Genomic DNA, 21,450 nt, shown 5'->3' on the forward strand with positions numbered 1-21,450 from the left:
ATCAAAATTATTACTGAGTTTCCGTAAACTCTTTAAAATCAGCTTTTCGAATCATTGAATGAATCCCTTTAGTTTTATCAACGACTTGAGAGACCTGAAAGTCCGTTGCAGCGCTTAAATATGCATAAGCAATTTCTTCAGAAATTCCATATTCATTCACTAAAAAGCGAATAGCTTCTCGGGTTGATTTTTTCATTGCTTCATTTAAATCTTCATCTAATCCAGGTGTAATCCAAAATTCTGCATTTTCTGCTAATGGTTGAGTCAATGTTCCCCCAGGAATTTTGTCTTTCCCAGACTTTAAAACGGTAATTTTAAATGTTGCACGTGCAGAGCCTTCTAAAGCAGTTAAGGCCACTTCACCATCACCTTGAACAAAATGACTATCCCCTGTATAAAATAATGCACCAGGAACTTGCACTGGATAGTATGCCGTTGCACCAGCACTTAACTCATTGATATCTATATTCCCACCATAAAAAGATGGTGGTACAGAATGAATCGCATCACCAGTATTTGGAGCAACCCCCATTGTTCCCATAAATGGATTTAATGGGAAACGAATGGATTTACCACTTTCAGTTTTTAAAACACCTTCCCATTCACCACGCTTATTTTTTTCAATTGGGGTAAAAATTGAAACATTGCCATACTTTTCAGGCTCGGCAGCAGATGCATCTGGATATTTTGGTCGTTTTGGAAACTCTCCGACTAATGTCCCTTTACCATGTCGATTTGAAATCACCCCATACGGTACGCGTGGCTCTACCTTTAAGATTTCCACCTTTAAAATATCGCCAGGCATTGCATCTTCAATATAGATAGGCCCTGTAATAATATGTGGGCCATCATGATCAAAGTCATGTTTTAAGTGCGATGTGGTAATGATTTTGGCTTCATCTAGAATATGCTCAGATTTAACACCTTTCGAAGTAAAATATTTTTCGGCATTTCGTCCCTGATCTTCCAATAAACCTTCATGCGATACGGTATCAAATGTAATTGTACTACCCGACGGAATTGTTAGTACTGGCTTTGCATCTTTGTTTGGAAGATATCCCCAAGTGATCGTATTTAGTGTACTTGGCACATAATAGTTCCCTTTATAAGGACCACTTTTGAGCAAAGTTGGCTGATTTTCCAATTGCTTTAAAATGATAAAATCTGTTGCAAATGCCTGATCTGTCAAGATTGGAAAACTGGTTGCAATAGCAAAAGAGAATGCGAATGGCTTAAACATATTTTCATATCCCAAAAGTAATCTAATGTACTTTTGCTATGCAACTTAAATGCCAAACTACTAATTATCATATCTATTTTATTTTTTTGAGCATTATACATTCAAAATATTTGAAACCTTGTGCCATTGGACGAAAAAATCAAAATGATAAACTGCGAAGCACTTGTAGTAAGTGCTTTACACTCAAATTTAATTTTTAAAAATGAAGATGTACGCGTAAAGCCTTTAACTTTAAAATAGATAACGGAAAAACAACATGGCGAATAAATTTGAATTCAACATTCGTATCTACATGGAAGATACAGATGCGGGTGGTATTGTTTACCATGCCAACCATATTCGTTTCATGGAGCGCACACGTACGGAATGGCTTCGTGCATCAGGTATAGATCATTATTGGCATCAAAAAGATTATCATTTTGTTGTACATAAAATTAGTCTAAAATATATGCGTCCAATTTTAATGGATGATTTAATCACGGTTACCGCTAGCGTAGTTTCTTGTAAAGCATCGTCTTTTGTGTTGCAACAAAATATTTATCGTGGTGAAATCATGCTAGCATCTGGTGAGGTAGAATTGGCTTGTATTAGCAATGAAATGAAACCTCTCAGATTACCTACAGAAATTCACGGCTTAATTCTAAAAGAATTAGGACAAGATTAAAGAAATTAATCGGCTCAATGTAACTATGGCAACTCAATTAGAATCAACACTGCACGTATCTGACCTTATTCTTCAAGCAAGTCCTGTTGTCCAACTGGTAATGCTTTTGCTACTTTTAGCTTCTTTATACAGTTGGTTTTTAATTGCCAAGTTACATATGAGTTATAAAAAAGCACAAGCCAATGATCACCACTTTCAAAAAATATTTTGGTCTGGTGCAGAACTCAGCACACTTTATAATAATGCACAGCTCAACTCTAAGCGTGTTGGTTTAGAAGATATTTTTTATCAAGGATTAAGTGAATTTTTTAAGCTTAAAAAGCGCCATGCTTCATCCCCGCAAACCATTGATGGCACGGAACGTATTTTACGTGTTGGACTCAGCCGTGACCAAGGCGATTTGGAACAAGGCTTAGGTGCACTTGCAAGTATTGGCTCTGTTGCACCTTATGTGGGTCTGTTTGGAACGGTATGGGGGATTATGAATGCTTTTATTGGATTGGCTGATGTAGATCAAGTCACTTTAGCTACCGTTGCACCTGGTATTGCAGAGGCACTCATTGCGACAGCAATTGGCCTATTTGCTGCAATTCCTGCTGTATTGGCATTTAACCACTATACGGCAAAAGGTGAGTCAATTTATTCTGATCGTGCACTATTTGCAGAAGAGATGATTGCACTTTTACAGCGTCAATCTTTAGGATCAACTCAGGATCAAGAATAATGGCGATACAACGTTCTGGACGCTTTGAGCGTATCAAAAAACCCTTAAAAAGTGATATGAACGTCGTACCTTATATTGACGTTATGCTAGTACTTTTAGTGATTTTTATGGTGACAGCCCCCATGATCACTACAGGAATCAAAGTTGACTTACCCGAGGCGAATAGTTCTCCAATTGAATCAAAAGATGCCCCTGCTATTATTAGCTTAGATAAAGATGGACAGTATTATTTAAAATATAAAGACTTAGGTTCAAATCAAGCTTTAAGCATTGAGCAATTAACGTCTATTTTAAGCGATGCACAAATGACCGCTAAAACTGAAAATAAAGAATTAAATGTCATTATTGAAGGTGAAAAGTCTCGTTCATATGGAGAGGTGATGTCTTTAATGAACAGCCTTCAACAAGCTGGATTAACTCAAGTAGGTCTATTGACTGAGCCGTTAAAATAAATGAAAGACTTTCGCAATCCTCCTTTTAAACAAAATGCAATTGCGCTTGGATTTACAGTAAGTATCCATATTGTGGCAATTGTAGGCTTGCTTTATTTAGGTATGAGCCGACCACCAGAACCACCTAAACCGCTCAAAACAGTTTTAATCACACCTGAAGACTTACAACACATTACTCGTGAAACTACAGCGTTTGAAGAAACAACACATACCAACGTTGCTGAAAATATTACTCAGACTGCTGAACCTATAGAATCTGCACCTATTATACCGACAGCCGCCCCAACTCCAGCAATACAAAACAATGAACAAAAGATGATAGATGATTCTATCAAAGCAAAAGCTGATGCAGCAAACAAAGCAAAAGCCGATGCAGATGCCAAAGCGAAAGCTGATGCAGCAAACAAAGCAAAAGCCGATGCAGACGCCAAAGCGAAAGCTGACGCAGCAGCGAAAGCGAAAGCCGATGCAGACGCCAAAGCGAAAGCTGACGCAGCAGCGAAAGCGAAAGCCGATGCAGCAAACAAAGCAAAAGCCGATGCAGACGCCAAAGCGAAAGCCAATGCTGCGGCTAAAGCAAAAGCCGACGCAGATGCCAAAGCGAAAGCTGATGCAGCAAACAAAGCAAAAGCCGATGCTGCGGCTAAAGCAAAAGCCGATGCTGCGGCTAAAGCGAAAGCCGACGCAGATGCCAAAGCGAAAGCTGATGCAGCAAACAAAGCAAAAGCCGATGCTGCGGCTAAAGCAAAAGCCGACGCAGATGCAAAAGCGAAAGCTGATGCAGCAAACAAAGCAAAAGCCGATGCTGCGGCTAAAGCAAAAGCCGACGCAGATGCCAAAGCAAAAACTGACGCAGCAAACAAAGCAAAAGCCGACGCAGATGCCAAAGCAAAAACTGACGCAGCAAACAAAGCAAAAGCCGACGCAGATGCCAAAGCGGATGCAGATGCCAAAGCTTCCGCGGCTGTACAAGCAAAAGAAGAAGCTGCCACTAAAAAAGCTGAAGCTAAACGTATCGCTTCTTCTGCTAAAAAAGATTTTGAAAATAAAATTTATAGAGCTTGGGAAACACCTGCGGGTTCTTCTGGTAAAAGAGCCACAGCCCGTATTACATTAAGTGATAGCGGTAGCGTGCAATCAGTTATTGTAAATTCTACTGACCCAGATATGAAAGCCAGTATTGAGGCCGCTGTGCGTGCAGCAGCACCTTACCCGATGCCTTCAGATCCAGAGGCTAGACGTGAAGCAAGATCGATTTCATCAACCTTTACATCAAAATAACGAAGCAAACCTCTCCTCTTTTAAATGATTTATGATTGAATAAGAGGAGAGGTTTACGATTAACTAAAAAAGATAAAATATTACAAAGTATATTGTTTATGTTATAAATTAACGAATCATAAAAATGATCTTAACGAATTTATTTCATATTTTTTTTACAGAACTATATAATGATCTACTTTAAATAAAATAAAATCATGCCATTATGTATGGCAATCACAATTCACAAAAATTTTTTAGATTTGAGTATAGAACGAATGATACACAATACGCGTAAACATTTACTCTCCCTTGCTATCTTTACGGCCCTAGGTGCCAGTTTATCTTTTCATGTTCAAGCTCAGCTTCAATTAGAGATTGAAAAAGCTCCTGAAGCAGCACCTAAAATTGCTATTGTCCCTTTTACAAATGACACCAATATTTACCCAATTATTGAACAAGACTTAAATCGTTCAGGTAAATTTACCAGCTCTTCTAAAAACTTACCCGCAACTGCAAGTTTAGATAATCCAAATGCTGCAGCATGGCAAACGGCTGGTGTTCCTTATGTTGTCAATGGAACAATCAAACAAAATGCGAATGGTGGATATGATATTCAATATCAACTTTATGATGTTGAAAAAAAGCAATATTTATTAAGTGAAATCCTAACAGTCCCTGCCAATCGTGTACGTGCAGCAGCACATTTAATTAGCGACACCATTTATGAAACATTAACGGGTATAAAAGGTGATTTCAGTGGTCGTATTGCCTATGTATTACGAAACCCTGCTACACCAGACGAACGTTACACGTTACAAATTGCAGATACAGATGGTGAACAGCCTCGAACGATTTTAACCTCTCGTGATCCAATTTTATCACCCGCATGGACACCTGATGCTAAAAAAATTGCGTATGTTTCTTTTGAAACAAAACGCCCTGCAATTTATATTCAAGACTTAGCTACGGGACAACGTGAAAAATTTGCAAGTTTCCGTGGCTTAAATGGTGCACCTAGTTTTTCCCCAGATGGAAAAAGTATGTTATTTACCGCATCAATGCATGGAAATCCTGAAATCTATCAAATGAATTTACAGTCTCGTGAAATCAAACGTTTAACAAATGATAGTGCCATTGATACTGAAGCACGTTACGCACCAGATGGAAAATCATTTATTTTCACCTCTGATCGTGGTGGTTCTGCACAAATTTATCGTTATGATTTAGATACGGGTGCAACCAAACGTTTGACATTTAGAGGCGCATTTAACGCACGTGGATCTTTAAGTGCAGATGGCAAAAAATTGGCTCTTGTACACCGCCCAAGTGGAAGTAACTATAAAGTTGCTGTACAAGATCTGAATTCAGGTGTCACTAATATTTTAACCCAAACAAGCCTAGATGAATCTCCAAGCTTCTCACCCAATGGACAAATGGTCGTGTATGCGACACGTGAAGGTTCACGAGGTTTACTGTCTATTATGTCACTTGATGGGCGCTTTAAAATGAATTTACCCAGCGAACAAGGTGAAGTAAGAGAACCTGCTTGGGCACCAAAGTAATTGTTTTAGTTTTAAACTTTTTATACATTAAATTTCATGGAGAAGAAAATGAAAGCACTTAAACTCTTCGTTTTACCACTACTAGCAACATCACTTGTAATGACAGGATGTGCGAGTCGTAAACCAGCAGCAACAATAGATTCAACGCAAGGTCTTTCTGGTACAAATAGTGGTGTCACTGTCAGTACACAAGGTCTCAGTGACGACGCTGCCCTCAACGCGCAAAATTTAGCTGGCGCGTCTGCTAAAGGTGTTACCGAAGCCAATAAACCGTATTTAGCAAAACGTGTCGTTTATTTTGATTATGATAGTAGCGACTTATCAAATGAAGATTATTTAACACTGCAAGCCCATGCTCAATTCTTAATGGCAAATGCAAACTCTCGTGTTGCTTTAACTGGACACACAGATGAACGTGGCACACGTGAATACAACTTAGCATTAGGTGAACGACGTGCAAAAGCGGTTGAAAGCTTTCTAGTTTCAAATGGTGTAAATTCAAACCAACTTGAACCAGTGAGCTATGGCAAAGAAATGCCTATTAATCCTGGACACAATGAAAGTGCATGGAAAGAAAACCGCCGAGTAGAAATCAATTACGAGGCGGTACCACCACTTCTAAAATAAGTAAATTAAAATAAAAAAGAGCACTCCAATGAGTGCTTTTTTTATTTTTCAACATCTGTTGTCGAAGTGTCCGTTTGTAAAGCTTCAATCATATCGTGTTTATTCACTTTTTTATATTCAGGTCTCACCTCATATTCTTTCCAAGCTTCTTGCACTTTTTCAGGCGAAATATCATCTAAACTAATCGCTTCATTCGGTGTTGGCGTTTTATCAAACTTCAATGTTGTCATGTTTACGCTCCTCTACTATTTCCTTTTATTTATATCAACATAGCATCTTTCTACAGACTTTCAAGGGTAAATGAATCTAAATAATATGGTTTTAATTTTTCTTTTTCAGCAATCTCATCTAAAATACAGCGCTATATGTCGGTAGCTGCATGATTTACAGCTATCCCCCATTTTTTGGAGCTTCACCCTCATGTCAAACCTTACCCTTTCACAATTCCTAAAAAAGCAAGATGGCAACTTAACACCCGAACTTACTCAAGTCATTGAAACTATTGCTGACACATGTAAGACAATTGATCAAGCGCTACAAAAAGGAGCTTTAGCAGGAATTTTAGGTAGTGCTGAACATGAGAATGTACAGGGTGAAACTCAAAAAAAATTAGATATTATTTCAAATGATTATTTAATCGATGCGTTAAAAGTGCATCCACATGTGGGTGGATTAGCCTCTGAAGAACTTGATGAATTTACACCAGCTCAAGAAAATGGCAAATATTTAGTTTTATTTGATCCACTTGATGGTTCAAGTAATATTGATATCAATATGTGTGTAGGAACTATTTTTTCAATTCTGCCTGCTAAAAATGCGATAACTCAAACAGAAGATTTTATGCAAGCTGGGTTACAACAAGTATCCGCTGGTTATGTATTATATGGTCCATCTACTATGTTAGTTTTGACCGTGGGTGCTGGTGTTGTATCATTTACACTAGATCCAGAATCACAAGAATTTTTACTTACTGCTGAAAATATTACGGTTGCTGCTGATACTCAAGAATATGCGATCAATGCATCAAATCAACGTCATTGGGAAACACCTGTTCAACGTTATATTGATGAATTATTGGCAGGTAAAATAGGACCGCGAGAAAAAGATTTCAATATGCGCTGGGTTGCATGTATGGTGGGTGATATTCATCGTATTTTATGCCGTGCAGGTATTTTCATGTATCCCTACGATACAAAAGATCCTAAAAAAGCAGGTCGTTTACGTTTAATGTACGAAGCAAATCCAATGAGTATGCTGATTGAACAAGCGGGTGGCGCATCTACAACAGGACGTACACGTATTTTAGAGATTCAACCAACTGAACTTCACCAACGCGTACCTGTCATTATTGGCTCTAAAAATGAAGTCAACTTAGTTACTCAATATCATCATTAATTATTTCTAAAGCATTGATTGGTTTTCACCAATCAATGCGGATTATTGCACTTATGTCCACTATTTTTCTTGAATCAAAAGACAATCCTAAAATTAAACACTTACGTGGCTTAATTGAACAAAATGCCTATCGAAAAAAACAAGGACAAACAGTTCTTGAAGGTACACATTTATGTCTGGCATGGTTAGAAGAAAACCGTAAAATCAACTCGATTTTCACCACAGAAAAATCGTTAACTCATCCTGAAATCTGTGATGTTTTAGACCTTTATCAAGGTTCAGTCTTTATTATTTCAGAATCGTTATATAAAGACCTCAGTACATTAGGAACAACATTACCCTGTTTAGCCATTATTGACTTACCTAGTTCAAGCAAAAGTTTGGACTATAAAACGGATACTTTAATTTTAGAAAACATTCAAGATCCTGGTAATGTTGGTACATTATTACGTTCGGCTGCTGCTGCGGGAATTCAACAAATTGTTTGTACAAAAGGTTCAGCCTCATTATGGTCACCACGTGTGCTACGTGCAGGAATGGGTGCACATTTTAGCTTATATACCTATGAGAATATTCAACTTGAAGATATTCTAGAAAATTTTCAAATTCCTGTATATGCAACCGACTCTCACCAATCCTCAAGTTTATATGACAAAAATTTAACTCAACAATGTGTTTGGATTTTAGGTAATGAAGGACAAGGAGTTTCTGAATTTGCACTGAAACATGCAGAAGCAGTCACAATTCCTCAACCTGGTGGACAAGAATCGTTAAATGTTGCAGTTGCTGGCTCTATTTGTTTCTTTGAAATGGTTCGTCAACGTCAATAAATGTTTAATTTGTTATCAATCAGTCTCTTCTATAAACAAAATAGATTACACTAGAAAAAATAATAATGTGTGATGTCAACCTAACCATTATTTTTAACGTTATATAGATATGAACTTAAAAATAATGGTGGGTGGCGAGTATCCAATAATAGGATCTTCCATCTCTATGGATGAAATGCCAAAACAGACTCGAGCAGTCAATACGAGTACTCTTAAGAGTACGGCTGAGATGCGTCTGAAGAATTTCATGCATGAGGTTACTGGTCGTGCACTGGTGATGATGGAAAGTGCAACGCAACATCAACATGGTATTGCCATGGATTTAGTACAAGAAGCTTTTATTGCTTTGCATAAATCCTATTCAGAAAAATCGACTGAAGAATGGTATCCACTGTTTTACACCATTTTAAATAGTAAGTTACAAGATTGGCGCCGTAAAGAAGCTCGTCGAAATCAACCTTTTTCATTTTTTAAAAAGATTAATCTTGATGATGACGATATTGAACAGCAAAATATTGTTGATGACAATACACCGAACCCCTATGCTTTTTTAGATCAAGAAGCGACAGCTGAAGAAATTCAAGCAGCAATTGCCCAACTTCCTGTTCGGCAACAGCAAGCTTTTATGCTCAGAGCATGGGAAGGATTTGATGTTCAAACCACTGCGCAAATTATGAATTGTTCAGAAGGTAGTGTAAAAACTCATTACCACCGCGCCATTCAGGCATTACGTAGTACTTTGGCACATATGAATCCTTATTCAGGAGAATCATCACCATGAAAAAAGATGATTTCTTAAAACAAGTTACCTCTAAACTTAATGGTCTTGCTCAGCAACATCAAGATAAACCAATGATCATGAATAATGTTTTAGAACATATTCACGATAAAAAAACGAATCGTTTTGGTTTATGGAAAATGTCGGGCTTTGCGGTTGCAGCAGCGCTTGCAGGCTTCATTATTTTCCCGAACTCTTCAGATTTTACACCTAAAACTGAAAATCAAGTCGTTATTTCACCTAAACTTTCACCACAAATGGTCGAAGATTTAGAAATGTTAATGATTTTAGGTGAGGATAAAATTCCACATGGCAGCTAAGCGAGTTATTTTGGCTTTTTGTGCAATTAGTTTTTTGCAAACAAGTTTTGCAGGTTTTGAACGTTTTTGGATTTTTTCCAAAGATGCCGACACAGAAGTAACGGATGCTTGGGAGAATATGAGTGAGGAAGAACAACAAGCTCTCATTAAACGTTATCAGTCCTTAAAAGAAGTTCCAGATGAAACCAGCAACTCTCTACAGCAACGTATGGACTGGTTTGCACAACTACCTGAGGCTGAAAAACAAAAAATGCGTGAAGCTTGGCAAAAAATGAGTCTTCAAGAACGTAAAGAACTTGCGCAACGATTACAAAAAGCAAATCCTGAACAACGTACACAAATTCGTACCGAATATATTAATAAATATAAGAATACAATCAACAATTAAAAAAGACCTCACTTGAGGTCTTTTTTAATTTCTAATACTTTGCTTAATCTTGATATTCATCTATAAGTGCATAAATTTGCCGTAAATTCGAACCATTCAACTTAATTCGGTCACCTTTTAAGAGTTGAATAAGTTTTTCTAAAACTTGCAGTAACACTGAAGTTTGATGTGGTCCATGTAACAAGAGATGATCAACAAGCTGTTGATCTATATGTATACCACGTCGCTCTAACACCGAATTAACCAAAGCAATTCGATCTGCAAATAAGCTTCCATTAGGCACTTTTACACTGACAGCTTGCGTTAATCTAGATTGTAAATCTGGAAGTTCCAACTTTAATTCAATGGGTGCAAATCGTGAGGAAAAAACCAACTGCCCTCCAACCTCATTACTATAATTAATTAAATGAAAAACAGCACGTTGCCAATGTGGAACTCCACTAATTGCTTCTATATCATCTAATGCAACTAAATCGTATTGATCAAGGCAGGTAATCGCTTCTGTTGGAGCATCTAATAATTCGAGTAAAGAAACTTTTATTGCAGTTTTTCCAACCTCTAAATATGAATCACAAATTGCAGAAAGCAAATGACTTTTCCCACTTCCTGCTGCACCATATACATAAAATCGATTCACCAATCCAGCATGAAGTTGGCGTACTGCATCTATAACATGCCCCCAACCTGGGCCCGAAAAGTCACCTATTCGAGCATCTAGTTGAGGTTCTATGTCGAGTTGCAATTGACGCATATAAAATGGTTTTCCCTATGATGAATCTTTGTTCTCGGATTCTGTTATTTTAACCGATTTCTCATTTGCTTGCTGAGAATTTCCTTGCTGATTATGTAGTTCAATGGATACATCAATATTAGCAGTTTCAATATTAATTGTACCTGCTGAGGTTTCATGAATAAGTACCTTATCTTTACCATACATTGGGCTATTTTCATAAAAATCACGCAAATGGCGTAAAAGTACAACAATGACTGCAGCAACTGGTAAAGCAATTAACATTCCTAAGAAACCAGCCAATTGTGCACCTGCAAGAACTGCAAAAACAACCGCAACTGGAGAAAGACCAATTTTATCCCCTAATAAGAAGGGCTGTAGAATATAACCCTCTACTGCCTGTCCAATTAAGAAAACTACTCCAACCATTGCAAAATGAAACCAATCGAGTCCAAATTGAAAAAAGGTTGCAATTCCAGCAGCAATAATACCAACAGCAAAACCTAAATAGGGAATAATGCTGGCTAAACCAGCAACCATCCCAATAATTAAACCAACTTCAAGACCAACTATTTGCAATCCCACAGCATAAATGACCCCCAATAGAACCATTACTAAAAATTGACCTTTAACAAATGCACCTAAAACACTGTGACACTCTTTTGCAATTTGTAGTGTCGTCGCTTCATAAGGACGAGGAATTAATCGACGAAAACTCGCTAACATTCGATTCCAATCTAAAAGAAAATAGAACGTAATAATAGGAATAAGCACAATTGTGCCCCCTACTTGAATGAAGTTTAAGCCTGACTGAGCAAGTCTTAATATTAGTGTTTGAATACTGTCTACATTATAATTGGTTTGAACATATTCCATAATGGCTTTAGACATTTGATCAGTATCAATTTCCAAAGGAACTAAGTGAAAAAACTTAGAAAACCAAGGGAGAAAATCAAAATTTATCCAGTGTACACCTTTAGGTATGCTTGCTTTGGCATACATTAACTGTTCCCAAACCAATGGAACTAAATACCATACTGCCCAAGTAATCACTAAACCAATGCCAACAAAAACTAAACTAATCGAAAGCCAACGTGGTAAACCAATCTTATGTAAAACATCAACCAACGGGCTAAAAAAATAAGCGATAAAAAATGCACCAACAAAAGGAATTACAACGGGTTTAAGTAAGTAAATTACCCAAAGCACCAGTGCAATTCCACATAAGATAAAAATACGACGCAAGGTACGATCTATCATTAAAATTGGCCTTTTATAAGATTATTCATTCTATAAGGAAAAATATTTAAATTAAGATAACATTTTAGCGCAGAAATAACATAAGAGTCTTTGATATTCGGGTATAATCGCCACGCCAATGCGGAGACTTCATTATGAGCAACTCAACTTCTACCCCAAACACTGGTTTAAGCTACAAAGATGCAGGTGTCGACATCGAAGCGGGCGACGCATTAGTCGATCGAATCAAATCTGTTGCTAAACGCACCACACGCCCTGAAGTCATGGGCGGTCTAGGTGGCTTTGGAGCACTTTGTAAAATTCCTAAAGGTTATGAAGAACCTGTTCTCGTATCTGGCACAGATGGTGTAGGTACAAAATTACGTTTAGCATTAAACTTAAACCGTCATGACACGATTGGTCAAGACTTAGTTGCAATGTGTGTAAACGATCTATTAGTCTGCGGTGCAGAACCTCTTTTCTTTTTAGACTATTACGCTACAGGTCACTTAAATGTTGATGTTGCAGCAGATGTTGTAACAGGTATCGGTAAAGGCTGTGAGCTTGCAGGTTGTGCCTTGGTTGGCGGTGAAACTGCTGAAATGCCAGGCATGTATGAAGGTGAAGACTACGATTTAGCAGGATTTTCTGTAGGTGTTGTCGAAGCAAGTAAAATCATTGATGGTTCTAAAGTTAAATCAGGAGATGTTCTGATTGGCTTAGCATCTTCTGGCGCACACTCAAATGGTTATTCACTTCTTCGTAAAATTTTAGATGTTAAAAATGTAGATTTAACACAAATTGTAGATGGTCGTTCACTTGCAGATACCGCAATGGAGCCAACTCGTATTTATGTAAAACCAGTTTTAGAATTATGTAAGCAAGTTGATGTTCATGCGATGGCGCATATTACTGGAGGCGGCTTACCTGGAAATTTACCACGTGTACTGCCGAATGGTGCACAAGCAGTCATTCATGAAGCATCTTGGGAATGGCCTGAATTGTTTAAACTTCTTCAAAAAGAAGGTGGTGTTGAACAATTTGAGATGTACCGTACATTCAACTGTGGCGTAGGTATGGTCATTGCAGTTGATGCTACTGATGCCGAAAAAACCATTGATGTATTGACTGCTCAAGGTGAAAAAGCATGGAAAATTGGTCATATCCAAGAGCATGCCGATTCTGTTGAGGGTGCCAACGAAAAAATTCGTGTAATTTTTGCGTAACCTCCCATGATAAAAATTGCTGTACTTGTTTCAGGCAGTGGAAGTAACTTACAAGCACTGATTAATGCTAAGTTATCTGGCAAAATTGTAGGTGTAATTTCCAATAAGCCTGAAGCTTATGCTTTAGAACGAGCAAAGCAAGCGAATATTCAAACTATGGTTATTGCACATCAGCAATATCCCCATCGTGAAGCTTTTGATGACGCGATGCATCAGCAATTGCTAGATTGGGACGTAGATTTAGTCGTTCTTGCAGGATTTATGCGTATTCTCAGTGCTAAATTTGTCCAAGCTTGGGAAGGAAAAATGATTAATATTCATCCTTCACTCTTGCCAAATTATAAAGGTATGCATACTCATCAACGTGTACTCAACACAGGTGATGTATATCATGGTTGCACCATTCATTATGTCACTGCAGAGCTTGACGCAGGTCAAGCTTTAGCGCAAGGCGTGCTTCAAGTTGCACAACATGATCATGCGACAAGCCTTGCACAGCGTGTTCACACACTTGAGCACATGATCTATCCTCAAGTGGTTGAATGGATCTGTACAGGCACAATTCAACATACAGCACTTGGTGTGTTATACCGTGATCAAATCATGCAAAAACCGATTCAGTTTTGTAAGTTGTAAATCGTAATGTATAAATAAAAAAACGCATCTCAAGATGCGTTTTTTTATAGCTTAATATTTAAAATCTTAAAGTTTAAGCCTCTTGTTGTCGAATAATCTGCTGAATGAGTTGAACGGCTTCAACAGGATGTTCCAAAGGAAACATATGCCCTCCTGGCGTAATACTAAAAGGAATACCAAATTTCTTTTGTACTTTTTGAGGAAATTTACGCGGTAAAAAAGGACTGTTTTCAGCCACAATTAAGTGTACAGGAACCAACGGCTTTGCCTGAGGTAACCACCATAAAGACGGGTTCGTTCTAAAAATATTAACTTCATCCATTTTTGGAATTGTAAGCTGTACTCCACCACGAACAGGATCATCTGTTAAAGCATAATCAAGATAAGCTTGAAAACAATCCGCATCAAAATCTTGATAAAAACCTTTCGGTCTTAATAGTTCTGCGGCTTGCTCACGAGAATCCCAATGATCACGCCTACGCTTAGATAATCCTGCTGGAGACATTTTATCCAAAGCTTTTAAATGAAACATTTTAGCAATTTGTAATGCAAAGCCTTCTTTACCCATAATCATAGGTGGATCTAACATGATCACTTGTTCAAATAATTCAGGTCTTTTTAATGCCGCTTGAAATGTCAGAACGGACCCCAGTGAATGCCCTAGACCTATGACTTTACGACCACGGGCTTGTTGAACAATACTGTCTATTACCTGTTCAGTCAAACTTACCCAATGATTATCAATTGGATAGCGTTTATCTGGTCCAAGTAACGGAACATAGATAATGTCATAATCATCTTTCAGTAAATCAAAGAGTTTTTGATAAACTAAAGATGGCACGCCATTCGCGTGCGCAAAGTGAATTAATGGTTTCATTGTAATTGAAGGCTACTTTGTTCGCTTTGAACTTGTTTAGATAAAGATGTTGCAAAACCATCACCAATCACAGCACCCATACGACCAAGTATTGATTCTAATGGGCTATATTCGATGGTGTAATTTACAGCACGATCTATTTTTAAATCACGTTTTAACGTCTGTAAACTACCAATTTTATCTGCAACACCAAGTTTGACAGCTTGATCTCCGGTCCAAAATAAACCTGAAAAAATAGCGGGATCATTTGATTTAAGTTTATTACCACGACCCTCTTTCACTGCATTAATAAAATGTAAGTGCACATCATTTAAAACACTTTGTACATGCGCTTTTTGTGCAGGATCAATTGGACGGGCCATAGAGAGAATGTCTTTATTATTACCAGCCGTCATTGTACGATCTTCAACTCCAAGCTTTTGCATTAAGCCTGTTACACCATAATTTGGCATAATTACGCCTATAGAACCGACGAGACTAGAAGCATTGACAATAATTTCATCCGCTGCAGAAGCAATATAATAAGCCCCAGAAGCTCCTGTATCACCAATCACCGCATATATTTTTTTAGTCGGATTCATTTTTTTCAAATACTGTATCTCTTGCCAAATTTCATCAGATTGAACAGGAGATCCACCAGGTGAATTAATATTTAAAACCACGGCTTTACTATTGGTATTTTCAAAAGCTTTCTTTAGAGATTTAATCGTATTCGTACTATTAACACCCTGTTTATCTGCAGAAATAGTGCCTACAATATCAACGACAGCCAAATGATCACTCGTCACTGGTGAATCAGAGCTTGTTGTAGTACAACCTTTCCACATGATCGCAATAAAAATAAATAAATATAAAAATGTTAACGCTTTAAAGAAAATACTCCATCTACGAGATCTTCTTTGTTCTTCGACTGAAACTAAAACCACTTTTTCAAGCAGTTTCCATTCTTGCCCTGTCGGCTGTTGTTGCTGTGTCTGTTGTGTATTTTCTAAATCATTCTGTGGTTTTGGTGGCCAATCAGACATAAAATATCCAAATAAAAAAATTAACCTATTTGTATTATATACACTAACGAATTGTAAACTGTTTAAATTAAATATTTTGCCCTATAATAATTATGCTTTTATGACTTAATTATCGAGAATGTCTAACTACAGCTCAAAATCAACTATTGCAAGACTCTTGTATTTTTTTAGTAGACGTTCTTTAACTTTTGCTCGTCTTTTTGCACATTTTTTAGCATCATTAATTAATATTTTACATCTGACAAAAACCTCTAAAACCATTCGACTGAATTTACAAATTGCTTTACCAGAATTGACAAAAAAACAAAGAGAAAAAATTACCCGTACCGCAATTAAAAATGAAATCATGTCTTATATGGAGTTTTTCCATATATGGGGTTCAACAACAACTGAAAATATTGAAAGTATTCATAAAGTTTATGGTGAAGCATTATTACACCGTGCACTAGCAGAAAAAAAAGGAGTAGTGCTCATTGTCCCACATTTTGGTACATGGGAAATTATGAATGCATGGGTTGCTCAATATACACAAATGACCATCATGTATAAACCAATCAAACATCCCATTGCAGATCAATTTGTGCGAGATTCAAGAAGTCGTGAGAAAGCACATCTCGTTCCTACCGATGAAACGGGAATCAGACAAATATTTAAAGCACTTAAACAAGGCGGAACAACTGTCATTTTACCCGATCACACCCCAGACCATCCCACCGAAATGGTTTCTTATTTTGATATTCCATTATATTCTAGCAACTTAAGCTCAAAACTCATACAAAAAACCAAAGCTAAAGCTCTATTTCTTTATGCATTACGTAATGAGGCTCAAGGTTTTGACATTCATTTTGAAGAAATTGATCCTTTAATTTATCAGCTTGATCCTGACCAAGGAACTGAAATTATTTATCAATCTTTAGAAACCTTAATTCATAAATATCCAGAACATTACCACTGGAGTTATAAACGATTCAGTGCCAATCCTGCATTAAAACGAATATATGATATTCCTTCCACTGAAGCATTAGAGAAAATTCAAGGTATTCGTCGACGTTATAAAAATAATAAATAATCCTACATTTATTGAGAAAGCCATTTTTTCTGTTGACGATAAGTCTTAATGGTTACTTGACCTTGCTGATCTGTCACCAGATGAATAGTTCCAGCTTGAACAGTCGATAAATATGGAATTTTCAGTTGCTCTAATCTTTTAATGGTTTGCCCACTCGGATGTCCATAACGATTATCAAAACCTGCTGAAATCAAAGCAAGTTTTGGATTGAGTGTTTTCAAAAAATCATATGCTGAACTATGCCGACTTCCATGATGTCCTAGAACTAAAACATCCACGTTTAAATTTGGAAATTCTTGTAAAATGTTAAATTCAGTTGCCCAACCTGCATCCCCCATTAACAAGTAATCTTGATATGGATATCCTCTTTGAACATGAATATGTACCACACAAGACATATCATTTCGCTCTAATTTTGCACGTGATAAATCTTCAAATTTAGGGGATAAAACTCGAATATCCACCCCCTCACCCAATTCAAGTTTTTGTCCTTTTTGACATAATTCAGTCGTTTGAGCACCATCTATTAATTCATTTGCATATAATTTTTCAATCTTAAGTTTATCTCGTATTTTAAAATATGCACCACTATGATCTTGATCTAAATGACTAAGCATCAAAATATCCAGTTGCTTTGCATTTTGCCCTGCTAAAAATGGCAATATAATTTGTTGCCCAATACTATACTCATCTTCATTATAACTTCCTCCTGTATCAAGCATCATTGTTTTATTGGCATTTCTAATAAAAACTGACTGACCTTGCCCAACATCTAAAAGCAAAACTTCAAATTGATTTGGCGCCTTCCCTCCAACAAATATCGGAACTAAACAAAATATGGACCAGCTTTTTGGAACAACACCTTTAGGCATAAATACAGTGATTAATGCCATAAATAACCCACAGAGAACCCATACATTTAAATAAATCGGATATAACTGTGGTGAAAAAATTGTGTCTAAAAAATCTAGACATCCCAATAAAAGAGAAAGCATCCAATCATTCAACTGAAATATGATACGACTTAAAGGCTCTGCAAAAAAATAGGTCATCCCTGCTATAATATCTAGGGGAACAATCACAATACCGATCCAGGGAATACTAAATAAATTACTTAAAGGTGTAATCCATGAAATTTGATTAAAAAAGATCACCATAAGTGGAAATAGTGCAATAAATATTTTCCATTGTGATTCAATTAATGCCCATGAATATCGTTGTATTTTTTCTATTACAGATGCATCCTCTAATTGTTCATGCTGAAGTGTTTGATAAATTCTAAGTAAAATAAAACAGGCACCATAAGACAACCAAAATGCTGCAGATAACACACTAAAAGGGTCAAAAATTAAAAGCACACAAGCACTAGATAATAATAAGGCCAAAGGTCTTAATTGTTGTTTTAATAAAATAAAAAAACTACCAATCACACAAACTAACAAAGTTCTTAATGCTGGAATTTCAAAACCGACATACGCACAATAGACCACAACACACAAAAGAAAAGGAAAAATTAACAAATATTGTTTGGGTATTTTTAAATAAATTGATGGCTTTAAATGTGCAATTATTTTTTGTATGAGCCAACTGATCATGAGTGCAAAAACCAATACATGTGGTCCAGAAATTGCCAATAAGTGGCTCATACCAAATCTCTGAAATTGCTGTTCTATTTCTTTATTTAATAAACTTTCATCTCCTGTTAACAACGCTAAGCTTAAACCTTTATTTCGAATGGGCTGCTTTTGTATAAAATTCCGTATTTCTAAACGTTGCTTTTCGATCCATAAAAAACCTTGTCTAATCCATGAATTTTCTCGCTTTACATATGCGATATAACCTTGTCGTTTTACTTCTTCTTGGGAAATTTCTTGAATGCTAGAAACTCTAAAATTTCCCATAATATTTTGTTGGATATACCATTTTTCTAAATCAAAACTTCCTGCTGTGGCATAACCATGTGCAGGTTTAATTTTACCAGCTAACCGATAATACTTTCCTAACTCTAATACGCCAATTTCAGATCGGATATTAACAAACCATTGTACAATTTCAGATTTACGATTTAATACTTCTACTTTCTGTTGAGTCCCTTTTTCTTTTAATTGAGGAAGATGTTTTACATACACGATGACAGTTGCATCATCTATAGCTGTTTCACGTAATTTCAAACGATGCTCTAATTGTGAATTTGCATAATTTAAACCCAAAATCATACTCATAAAGAAAGCTGTTAAAAAACAAATAAATTGAACAGATAGTGACTTAACTTTTTGATTGGTCAAATATAATGAGAATAACAAGAACAAAACAATAAAATTACCAACGATATTTAGATGCGGAATAAAGGTAAATACCTGTCCCATACATGCAATACCAATAATCCAACCCATCATGATGAAATAGAACATTCTTATTAACTATTTTTATTATTTTTAAATATCATAAAGCTCACCTAAGTGAGCTTCAATGTTTTTAATCTAATTTTTTAAGTATTTAATCGGCCCAAAGACCATCTTGCATATGCATCACTGTATCTGCCGACTGCGCGAGAAGTTCATCATGAGTCACAATTAACATCGCCATATTCAATTCTGCACGTAAATCTTGTAATAATTCAAAAATTTTTACAGCATTTTTACGATCTAAATTTCCTGTCGGTTCATCTGCAAGCATGAGTTTAGGCTGTGTCACCAATGCACGTGCTAAAGCAACACGTTGTCGCTCACCACCTGACAACTCTCCTGGCTTATGCGTCAAACGATGTGAAAGCCCCACTTTGTTTAATAAAAACTCAGCTTGCTCCTTCACTTTTTTAAACGTGGTTCCCTCTCGAAGCATCAACGGCATGGCTACATTTTCTAATGCAGTGAACTCTGGTAAAAGATGATGAAATTGGTAAACAAAGCCCAAATGTTGATTACGTAAATAACCACGTTCAGCTTCCCCCAAATTATCAAATCGTTGCCCGTTTAGAAATACCATACCTTCTGTTGGCCGATCCAACCCGCCCAATACATGTAATAACGTGCTTTTTCCAGACCCACTAGACCCAACAATAGAAATAAATTCGCCTTCTTTAATTTTTAAATCTAGACCACGAATGACTTCAACCGTTGTTTTTCCATCTGTAAAAGATTTAAAAACATTCTTTGCTTCCAAAACGGTATTATTCATATCGCAATGCCTCTGCAGGTTGAATCTTCGCAGCACGTCGAGCTGGATAAATTGTTGCTAAGAAGCTTAATAACAATGATAAACCCACAATAATACAAACGTCTTGCCATCTTAAATATGAAGGTAAATAGTTAATAAAATAAGCATCGAATAAATGTAGACCAAACACACTAGATAACCATGTCACTATACTGCTGACACTCAGTGCAAATATCACACCTAGTATTGCACCTGCAACTGTTCCAATGACGCCAATAATCGTTCCTTGTACAATGAAAATTCGTGTAATCGTCGCGGGTGATGCACCGAGGGTTCTTAAAATCGCAATGTCTGCTTTTTTATCTGTAACCACCATCACCAAAGAAGAAACAATATTGAATGCCGCAACAAGTACAATTAAGAACAACAGCAAACTTACCATTGCCTTTTCCATTTGAATTGCACTAAACAAATTTCCATGCGTAAATGTCCAATCTGAAGCATAAAAATTGGCAGGTAATTCACGAACAATTTCATTTGAAACTTGTGGTGCTAAAAAGATGTTATCCAACTTCATACGAACACCTTGCGCACCATCAGGCAAACGTAATAATGTTGATGCATCATATAAGTCGATATATGCCATCATCGAATCCACTTCTGCACCAATACTAAAAATTCCCACAATTTTAAAGCGTTTAAATCTTGGGACAACACCTGCAGGTGATGGCGTCGCTTCTGGCAATACTAAAGTAATATAATCATTTAATGCTAAACCAAAAGAGTCGGTCATTTGTTTGCCTAAAACAATTCCAAAATCACCTTTTTTAAGATTATCAATGCTTCCTTCAACCATATGATTTTGAATAATTGATACATTTTTTTCGTATTTAGGGTCTATACCTGTAATCAATGCACCAGATACTTGACCATGTGCTGTCAACATACCCTGTAATTGAGTAAAGGGGGCTGCACCCGTCACATGCTTATTATTTTCTACTTTTTTAGCAAGTTCAGGCCAATCCGTTAAAATTTGTGTCGATGAAATGGTTGCTTGAGGAACCATGCCCAAAACACGTGTTTTTAATTCTCGATCAAAACCATTCATCACAGAAAGTACTGTAATTAATACAGCAACGCCTAAAGTGAGGCCAATCATAGAGACTAAAGCAATAAAAGAAATAAAATGATTACTACGCCGTGCGCGAGTATATCTCAACCCTATATACAGCGAGATTGGTTTAAACAT

At 36.7% G+C, this 21,450-nt stretch carries 23 protein-coding genes; 14 read left to right on the forward strand and 9 right to left on the reverse strand.

Going from position 1 to position 21,450, the window contains the following annotated elements:
- Window positions 1-10: 10 nt before the first annotated feature.
- A complete protein-coding gene (locus B9T31_RS03655; protein ID WP_086180609.1) occupies window positions 11-1,240 on the reverse strand; it encodes an acetamidase/formamidase family protein in 1,230 nt (409 codons plus the stop codon).
- A gap of 256 nt (window positions 1,241-1,496) precedes the next feature.
- Here B9T31_RS03655 and ybgC point away from each other — a divergent pair, with 256 nt between their 5' ends.
- The 6 genes from ybgC to pal all read left to right on the forward strand — a co-directional run bounded on the left by ybgC (window position 1,497) and on the right by pal (window position 6,532).
- Window positions 1,497-1,904, forward strand: a complete 408-nt coding sequence (ybgC, locus tag B9T31_RS03660; protein WP_086180610.1) for a tol-pal system-associated acyl-CoA thioesterase — start codon at window positions 1,497-1,499, stop codon at window positions 1,902-1,904.
- Between the two features lie 25 nt (window positions 1,905-1,929).
- A complete protein-coding gene (tolQ, locus tag B9T31_RS03665) occupies window positions 1,930-2,628 on the forward strand; it encodes a protein TolQ (protein WP_086180611.1) in 699 nt (232 codons plus the stop codon).
- Window positions 2,628-3,080, forward strand: a complete 453-nt coding sequence (gene tolR / locus B9T31_RS03670) for a protein TolR (RefSeq protein ID WP_086180612.1) — start codon at window positions 2,628-2,630, stop codon at window positions 3,078-3,080. The genes tolQ and tolR overlap by 1 nt, the downstream gene beginning before the upstream one ends.
- Window positions 3,081-4,361 (forward strand): cell envelope integrity protein TolA, encoded by a 1,281-nt coding sequence (gene tolA / locus B9T31_RS03675; protein ID WP_086180613.1) that lies wholly within the window; start codon window positions 3,081-3,083, stop codon window positions 4,359-4,361. It begins immediately after the preceding gene.
- 260 nt (window positions 4,362-4,621) lie between these two features.
- Complete coding sequence (gene tolB / locus B9T31_RS03680; protein ID WP_171264690.1) at window positions 4,622-5,905, forward strand: Tol-Pal system beta propeller repeat protein TolB; 1,284 nt, start codon at window positions 4,622-4,624, stop codon at window positions 5,903-5,905.
- Window positions 5,906-5,953: 48 nt separating this feature from the next.
- Window positions 5,954-6,532 carry a peptidoglycan-associated lipoprotein Pal gene (gene pal, locus B9T31_RS03685; protein ID WP_086180614.1) on the forward strand — a complete coding sequence of 193 codons (579 nt, stop codon included), beginning with the start codon at window positions 5,954-5,956 and terminating at the stop codon, window positions 6,530-6,532.
- Window positions 6,533-6,573: 41 nt separating this feature from the next.
- Here pal and B9T31_RS03690 read toward each other — a convergent pair whose 3' ends face one another.
- Window positions 6,574-6,762: an NF038105 family protein gene (locus B9T31_RS03690; protein ID WP_086180615.1), complete on the reverse strand. Its 189-nt coding sequence runs from the start codon at window positions 6,760-6,762 to the stop codon at window positions 6,574-6,576.
- Between the two features lie 190 nt (window positions 6,763-6,952).
- Between B9T31_RS03690 and B9T31_RS03695 the strand changes: the two genes are divergently transcribed.
- The 5 genes from B9T31_RS03695 to B9T31_RS03715 all read left to right on the forward strand — a co-directional run bounded on the left by B9T31_RS03695 (window position 6,953) and on the right by B9T31_RS03715 (window position 10,243).
- Complete coding sequence (locus B9T31_RS03695; protein WP_086180616.1) at window positions 6,953-7,927, forward strand: class 1 fructose-bisphosphatase; 975 nt, start codon at window positions 6,953-6,955, stop codon at window positions 7,925-7,927.
- Between the two features lie 53 nt (window positions 7,928-7,980).
- Window positions 7,981-8,757, forward strand: a complete 777-nt coding sequence (locus tag B9T31_RS03700) for a TrmH family RNA methyltransferase (RefSeq protein WP_086180789.1) — start codon at window positions 7,981-7,983, stop codon at window positions 8,755-8,757.
- A gap of 166 nt (window positions 8,758-8,923) precedes the next feature.
- Window positions 8,924-9,538, forward strand: coding sequence for an RNA polymerase sigma factor (locus B9T31_RS03705; protein WP_086180617.1), 615 nt, complete (start codon window positions 8,924-8,926; stop codon window positions 9,536-9,538).
- Window positions 9,535-9,855: a hypothetical protein gene (locus B9T31_RS03710; RefSeq protein ID WP_086180618.1), complete on the forward strand. Its 321-nt coding sequence runs from the start codon at window positions 9,535-9,537 to the stop codon at window positions 9,853-9,855. Before B9T31_RS03705 ends, B9T31_RS03710 begins: the two co-directional genes overlap by 4 nt.
- Window positions 9,845-10,243, forward strand: a complete 399-nt coding sequence (locus B9T31_RS03715; protein WP_086180619.1) for a DUF3106 domain-containing protein — start codon at window positions 9,845-9,847, stop codon at window positions 10,241-10,243. Before B9T31_RS03710 ends, B9T31_RS03715 begins: the two co-directional genes overlap by 11 nt.
- A 43-nt stretch (window positions 10,244-10,286) precedes the next feature.
- Here the strand turns inward: B9T31_RS03715 and B9T31_RS03720 are convergent, their stop codons facing one another.
- Together B9T31_RS03720 and cxpE are read right to left on the reverse strand one after the other, a co-directional pair.
- Window positions 10,287-10,994, reverse strand: coding sequence for a DnaA ATPase domain-containing protein (locus B9T31_RS03720; RefSeq protein ID WP_086180620.1), 708 nt, complete (start codon window positions 10,992-10,994; stop codon window positions 10,287-10,289).
- 15 nt (window positions 10,995-11,009) lie between these two features.
- Window positions 11,010-12,233 (reverse strand): chloramphenicol efflux transporter CxpE, encoded by a 1,224-nt coding sequence (gene cxpE, locus B9T31_RS03725; protein WP_086180621.1) that lies wholly within the window; start codon window positions 12,231-12,233, stop codon window positions 11,010-11,012.
- 134 nt (window positions 12,234-12,367) lie between these two features.
- On the opposite strand from cxpE, the gene purM reads away from it, so the two are divergent.
- Both purM and purN read left to right on the forward strand, forming a co-directional pair.
- Window positions 12,368-13,438 carry a phosphoribosylformylglycinamidine cyclo-ligase gene (purM, locus tag B9T31_RS03730; RefSeq protein ID WP_086180622.1) on the forward strand — a complete coding sequence of 357 codons (1,071 nt, stop codon included), beginning with the start codon at window positions 12,368-12,370 and terminating at the stop codon, window positions 13,436-13,438.
- A 6-nt stretch (window positions 13,439-13,444) separates the two neighbouring features.
- Entirely contained in the window at window positions 13,445-14,074 is a 630-nt protein-coding gene (gene purN / locus B9T31_RS03735; RefSeq protein WP_086180623.1) for a phosphoribosylglycinamide formyltransferase, read from the forward strand.
- Between the two features lie 73 nt (window positions 14,075-14,147).
- On the opposite strand, the gene B9T31_RS03740 is transcribed toward purN, so the two are convergent.
- Together B9T31_RS03740 and sppA are read right to left on the reverse strand one after the other, a co-directional pair.
- On the reverse strand, window positions 14,148-14,951 hold the full coding sequence (locus B9T31_RS03740) for an alpha/beta fold hydrolase (RefSeq protein ID WP_086180624.1): 804 nt from the start codon (window positions 14,949-14,951) through the stop codon (window positions 14,148-14,150).
- The gene (gene sppA / locus B9T31_RS03745; RefSeq protein ID WP_086180625.1) at window positions 14,948-15,976 is read right to left on the reverse strand and encodes a signal peptide peptidase SppA; all 1,029 of its coding nucleotides are present in this window, start codon (window positions 15,974-15,976) and stop codon (window positions 14,948-14,950) included. The genes B9T31_RS03740 and sppA overlap by 4 nt, the downstream gene beginning before the upstream one ends.
- 118 nt (window positions 15,977-16,094) lie before the next feature.
- Between sppA and B9T31_RS03750 the strand changes: the two genes are divergently transcribed.
- Entirely contained in the window at window positions 16,095-17,045 is a 951-nt protein-coding gene (locus tag B9T31_RS03750; RefSeq protein ID WP_086180626.1) for a lysophospholipid acyltransferase family protein, read from the forward strand.
- 8 nt (window positions 17,046-17,053) lie between these two features.
- Here the strand turns inward: B9T31_RS03750 and B9T31_RS03755 are convergent, their stop codons facing one another.
- From B9T31_RS03755 to B9T31_RS03765, 3 genes are all read right to left on the reverse strand, one after another.
- Complete coding sequence (locus tag B9T31_RS03755; protein WP_322853495.1) at window positions 17,054-19,441, reverse strand: DNA internalization-related competence protein ComEC/Rec2; 2,388 nt, start codon at window positions 19,439-19,441, stop codon at window positions 17,054-17,056.
- A gap of 100 nt (window positions 19,442-19,541) precedes the next feature.
- Window positions 19,542-20,222 (reverse strand): lipoprotein-releasing ABC transporter ATP-binding protein LolD, encoded by a 681-nt coding sequence (gene lolD, locus B9T31_RS03760; RefSeq protein ID WP_086180628.1) that lies wholly within the window; start codon window positions 20,220-20,222, stop codon window positions 19,542-19,544.
- Window positions 20,215-21,450, reverse strand: a complete 1,236-nt coding sequence (locus B9T31_RS03765) for a lipoprotein-releasing ABC transporter permease subunit (RefSeq protein WP_086180629.1) — start codon at window positions 21,448-21,450, stop codon at window positions 20,215-20,217. Before B9T31_RS03765 ends, lolD begins: the two co-directional genes overlap by 8 nt.

This window comes from Acinetobacter sp. ANC 4558 (assembly GCF_002135375.1).
Taxonomy (GTDB): domain Bacteria; phylum Pseudomonadota; class Gammaproteobacteria; order Pseudomonadales; family Moraxellaceae; genus Acinetobacter.

Bases quoted from the DNA above. Each gene is read 5' to 3' on its own strand.
- pal (WP_086180614.1), top strand. From the start codon at position 5,954: ATGAAAGCACTTAAACTCTTCGTTTTACCACTACTAGCAACATCACTT.
- B9T31_RS03765 (WP_086180629.1), bottom strand. From the start codon at position 21,450: ATGTTTAAACCAATCTCGCTGTATATAGGGTTGAGATATACTCGCGCA.
- B9T31_RS03695 (WP_086180616.1), top strand. From the start codon at position 6,953: ATGTCAAACCTTACCCTTTCACAATTCCTAAAAAAGCAAGATGGCAAC.
- sppA (WP_086180625.1), bottom strand. From the start codon at position 15,976: ATGTCTGATTGGCCACCAAAACCACAGAATGATTTAGAAAATACACAA.
- B9T31_RS03655 (WP_086180609.1), bottom strand. From the start codon at position 1,240: ATGTTTAAGCCATTCGCATTCTCTTTTGCTATTGCAACCAGTTTTCCA.
- lolD (WP_086180628.1), bottom strand. From the start codon at position 20,222: ATGAATAATACCGTTTTGGAAGCAAAGAATGTTTTTAAATCTTTTACA.
- B9T31_RS03705 (WP_086180617.1), top strand. From the start codon at position 8,924: ATGGATGAAATGCCAAAACAGACTCGAGCAGTCAATACGAGTACTCTT.
- tolA (WP_086180613.1), top strand. From the start codon at position 3,081: ATGAAAGACTTTCGCAATCCTCCTTTTAAACAAAATGCAATTGCGCTT.
- B9T31_RS03755 (WP_322853495.1), bottom strand. From the start codon at position 19,441: ATGATGGGTTGGATTATTGGTATTGCATGTATGGGACAGGTATTTACC.
- B9T31_RS03720 (WP_086180620.1), bottom strand. From the start codon at position 10,994: ATGCGTCAATTGCAACTCGACATAGAACCTCAACTAGATGCTCGAATA.
- B9T31_RS03740 (WP_086180624.1), bottom strand. From the start codon at position 14,951: ATGAAACCATTAATTCACTTTGCGCACGCGAATGGCGTGCCATCTTTA.
- B9T31_RS03710 (WP_086180618.1), top strand. From the start codon at position 9,535: ATGAAAAAAGATGATTTCTTAAAACAAGTTACCTCTAAACTTAATGGT.
- purN (WP_086180623.1), top strand. From the start codon at position 13,445: ATGATAAAAATTGCTGTACTTGTTTCAGGCAGTGGAAGTAACTTACAA.
- B9T31_RS03750 (WP_086180626.1), top strand. From the start codon at position 16,095: ATGTCTAACTACAGCTCAAAATCAACTATTGCAAGACTCTTGTATTTT.
- B9T31_RS03690 (WP_086180615.1), bottom strand. From the start codon at position 6,762: ATGACAACATTGAAGTTTGATAAAACGCCAACACCGAATGAAGCGATT.
- B9T31_RS03715 (WP_086180619.1), top strand. From the start codon at position 9,845: ATGGCAGCTAAGCGAGTTATTTTGGCTTTTTGTGCAATTAGTTTTTTG.
- ybgC (WP_086180610.1), top strand. From the start codon at position 1,497: ATGGCGAATAAATTTGAATTCAACATTCGTATCTACATGGAAGATACA.
- purM (WP_086180622.1), top strand. From the start codon at position 12,368: ATGAGCAACTCAACTTCTACCCCAAACACTGGTTTAAGCTACAAAGAT.
- tolQ (WP_086180611.1), top strand. From the start codon at position 1,930: ATGGCAACTCAATTAGAATCAACACTGCACGTATCTGACCTTATTCTT.
- tolR (WP_086180612.1), top strand. From the start codon at position 2,628: ATGGCGATACAACGTTCTGGACGCTTTGAGCGTATCAAAAAACCCTTA.
- cxpE (WP_086180621.1), bottom strand. From the start codon at position 12,233: ATGATAGATCGTACCTTGCGTCGTATTTTTATCTTATGTGGAATTGCA.
- B9T31_RS03700 (WP_086180789.1), top strand. From the start codon at position 7,981: ATGTCCACTATTTTTCTTGAATCAAAAGACAATCCTAAAATTAAACAC.